A 4,000-nucleotide genomic window follows, 5' to 3' on the forward strand; every position below is an offset into this window, starting at 1 on the left:
ATTCTAACACATTGGATATGAGATGTTCAACAAGTAAAAAAATTCACACTATTGTTATTTTTAAAACTTGAAAATTGAGATAAAGTTGACAATTCCAACAAAGAACTCGGATTCCAAATAATCATGTTGTTAGAAAATAATTGACTAATATTAGAAAATATTCTATACTAATATTCGGGAAGGAAAACATTATCAATTTACCGACATATTTAAACTAAAATGATTATGATTATTTAAGTTTAAAAAAATTTCAGGAGGGATTATGATGAAAAACAAGAAGTATTTATCATTATTTCTTATATTTGCTCTAATGCTAACAGCATTAGCAGGATGTGGAAATAATGATGCCAAAGAACCAAGTAATGATGGACAGCAGGAAGAGACAGCGGATGGCATTGACAGCGAACAGTACTTAAATATTGTACTAGATGCAGAACCAAGTACGTTGGATCCTTCTAAAGGTTCAGATATGTATTCAAATTATGTACTTATGAATATTATGGAACCCCTAACTAGATTAGAAGAAGATGAAAATCAAAACACTGAATTGGTACCAGCTGGTGCTGAAAGTTGGGAAGTTAGCGAAGATGGGACGGTTTGGACTTTCATTATTAGAGACCATAATTGGTCCGATGGAGAGCCAGTAACTGCTCAAGATTATGAATATGGAATAAAAAGAAGTCTAGCACCAGAAACAGCTTCACCATTTGCTTTTCTTTTAACTCCAATTAAAAATGCAGATAAAGTAAATAAAGGAGAACTTCCAATTGATGAACTTGGAGTTAAGGCTATTGATGAAAAGACATTAGAGGTAACTCTTGAATATTCAAATCCATATTTTGAACAGTTAACTTATCAAAGGGTAATGTATCCACAAAGGAAAGATATTGTAGAACAATATGGAGATACTTTTGGAACAGAGCCTGATACTTTAATATATAATGGACCATTTACTGTGTCACAATGGGCCCACAATAGTGAAGTAATTTTAACGAAAAATCCAAAATATTGGGATGCAGATTCTGTAAAATTAGATACAGTTAATTTAAAGATTATTCAAGATAAGAATGCAGTTTATAACTCATTATCAAATGGTTCTGTAGACCAAGCTAGTGTTGATGATCCAGAATGGACAAAAAGATTTAAAGAAGATGAAAATTTAACATTGATTGAAGTAGTTAAACCAGCAGTAAACTATGTGTTCTTTAACACTCAAGATGAATTATTTCAAAATCCTAATATCAGAAAAGCTTTCTCATTAGCTATTGATAGAGAAGATATAGCTAACGTGATATTCGAGGGAGTTCGTGTTCCAGCTTATGGATGGGTACCACCAACTATATTAAATGGTGACAAAGATTATAGACAAGAGATAGAGGAACCATTAATAGCTATATCTGAAGAAAACCCAGATCCAAAGGAACTTTTGACAAAAGGGTTAGAAGAATTAGGCATGGATACGGATTTAGAAAATTTAGATGTAACCATTTCTTTAGGAAGTACAGATCAATGGTTTAGAACACTTGGCGAATATATTCAACAAATGTACAAGAAGAGTTTAGGAATTAATGTGAAAATTGAACAATTAGAATGGCCAATATTTGATTCGAATGTAAACAAAGGAGATTTCCAAGTAGGATATATGGCATGGACAGGAGACTTTAATGACCCAGCAACTATGATGAATTTATTGGCGTCTGACTCCACTGCTATTAAAACTGGTTGGGAAAATGAAAGATATGATGAATTAATAGAATTAGCAGATAAAGAATTAGACCAAGCAAAAAGATTTGAATATTATCAAGAAGCAGAACAAATATTATTAGACGAATCTCCAATAGCTCCAGTTGTATATTCAAAAATCAATCTATTTAGATACAAATATGTAAACAATGTTGGAGTTACTGAATTTGGTACACAAGGATATAAATACGGATTTACTTCAGGAAGATAATATATGAAACAGAATAGCAGTTTGTAATTTAATTACAAACTGCTATTATTTAAAGCTAAGAGAGGAGAATTATAATGGGTAGATATATTTTAAAAAGAGTTGGATATATGTTTTTAACTCTATTAATAATCACTACCATAACTTTTTTTCTAATGCACAGTATACCTGGAGACCCATTAGCTCATATGGCTAAGAATTTGCCAGAACAAGTTAAACAAAATTATTATAAGAAATATGGTTTAGATGAGCCAGTTTTTGTCCAATATGGAAAGTTTTTAAAAAATATAGTTACAGAAGGAAACTTAGGTGAATCTTTGAGATATCCGGGAAGATCAGTCACAGATACAGTACTGGAAAATTCTAAAGTTTCTGGTAGAATCGGGTTTCAAGCAGTTTCCATAGGGATTGTTATTGGTATTACTTTAGGTGTAATCGCTGCATTATTTAGAAATAAGTGGCCAGATTATCTTGTTATGTTTATTGCAATTTTAGGGATAACAGTACCTACATTTATTATTGCTGCTTTATTTCAATATTTATTAACTGTGAAATTTGAGATTTTGCCCACTACAGGATGGGGAAGTTTTAAACATACGATTCTTCCTACTATTGCTTTGGCTTTTACTCCCATAGCAACTTATGCAAGGTATATGAGGTCAAATGTTTTAGAGGTATCTAACCAAGACTATATATTAACTGCTCAAGCAAAAGGAGTTAGCCAGTTTAATATTGTAATAAAGCATATCCTTAGAAATGCTATATTACCAGCGATTACTATTTTAGGGCCACAGATAGCAGGAATTTTTACAGGTTCCTTTGTAATAGAAAAAATATTTGGCATACCAGGTCTTGGTTCATATTATATAACTTCTATTAATGATAGGGATTATACTATGATTATTGGAACAACTATCTTTTATGCGGCAATATTCGTAGTAGCTCAATTGTTAACAGATATATTATATGGAATAGTAGATCCAAGGATTAGAGTTTCCAACAAAGACCAATAGAGGGAGGTTTGACCAATGGAAACAATTTCAAAAGACAAGTTTAAAAAAGTCAATATAGATTCTAAAGAATCAGAGAAAATGGCTAGGCCACAGATAGGTTATTGGCAGGATGCTTGGAGAAGGCTTAAGACTAATAAGGTAGCAATCTTATCATTGATTATCTTAATTACGATAATAGTCATGAGTATAATAGGGCCAAAACTAAGTGGATATGCTTATGAAGAAATGGATTCTACACAACGAAATCATTCACCTAGTAGTGAGCATTGGTTTGGTACTGATGAATTAGGAAGAGATTTATTTTCAAGAGTATGGCAAGCTGGTAGAATATCTATAATAATAGGTATTTCTGGGGCTCTTATTTCTGCAGTAATAGGAACCATTTATGGTGGGATTGCGGCATATTTTGGAGGAAGAGTAGACAATATTATGATGAGAATAGTTGAGATACTTTATAGTATTCCCTATTTATTGGTTGTAATACTTGTTTCAATAGTAACTGATTCCAAAAGTTTAGTTTCGATGATTATTGCTTTAACTATAACCGGTTGGTGTAATACTGCACGTATGGTTCGAGGTCAGATGCTACAGATTAAATCCCAGGAATATATAATGGCAGCAGAAGCATTGGGGGTTAAACCTTCAAAAATAATTATAAAGCATTTGATTCCTAATGTTCTAAATGTATTAATAGTTTCTGTTAGTTTTGATATTCCTAGATATATATTTTCTGAATCATTTTTATCATATATTGGATTAGGTATACAGCCTCCAGAAACATCTTGGGGTGCGTTAGCTTCAGCAGCTCAACAAAACTTTATTTTCTATCCTTATCAGTTGTTTTTCCCTGGATTGATGATTGCTTTGACTATGCTTTCATTTACACTTTTAGGAGATGGGCTAAGAGATGCATTAGACCCAAGATTACGTAATTAGAGGAGGGAAAGAAGATGGGAAAAATACTAGATGTAAAAGATTTACAAGTTTCATTCCATACCTATGCAGGTGAAGTTAAAGCAGTAAGGGGCGTAGATTT

The 4,000-nt window shown here is 32.1% G+C and carries 3 protein-coding genes; all 3 read left to right on the forward strand.

Features of this window, described 5'->3' with window-relative positions; genetic code table 11:
* Window positions 1-265: 265 nt before the first annotated feature.
* The 3 genes from VK998_RS11655 (at window position 266) to VK998_RS11665 (ending at window position 3,900) form a co-directional block, all read left to right on the forward strand.
* On the forward strand, window positions 266-1,954 hold the full coding sequence (locus VK998_RS11655) for a peptide ABC transporter substrate-binding protein (protein WP_325228514.1): 1,689 nt from the start codon (window positions 266-268) through the stop codon (window positions 1,952-1,954).
* Between the two features lie 74 nt (window positions 1,955-2,028).
* Window positions 2,029-2,964 carry an ABC transporter permease gene (locus VK998_RS11660; RefSeq protein WP_325228516.1) on the forward strand — a complete coding sequence of 312 codons (936 nt, stop codon included), beginning with the start codon at window positions 2,029-2,031 and terminating at the stop codon, window positions 2,962-2,964.
* A gap of 15 nt (window positions 2,965-2,979) precedes the next feature.
* A complete protein-coding gene (locus tag VK998_RS11665; RefSeq protein WP_325228518.1) occupies window positions 2,980-3,900 on the forward strand; it encodes an ABC transporter permease in 921 nt (306 codons plus the stop codon).
* The last annotated feature ends 100 nt before the right edge of the window (window positions 3,901-4,000 follow it).

This window comes from Schnuerera sp. (assembly GCF_035459645.1).
GTDB lineage: Bacteria > Bacillota > Clostridia > Tissierellales > Tepidimicrobiaceae > Schnuerera.

Excerpts from the sequence above, each read along its gene's own strand:
- VK998_RS11660 (WP_325228516.1), top strand. The coding sequence starts at position 2,029 with ATGGGTAGATATATTTTAAAAAGAGTTGGATATATGTTTTTAACTCTA.
- VK998_RS11665 (WP_325228518.1), top strand. The coding sequence starts at position 2,980 with ATGGAAACAATTTCAAAAGACAAGTTTAAAAAAGTCAATATAGATTCT.
- VK998_RS11655 (WP_325228514.1), top strand. The coding sequence starts at position 266 with ATGAAAAACAAGAAGTATTTATCATTATTTCTTATATTTGCTCTAATG.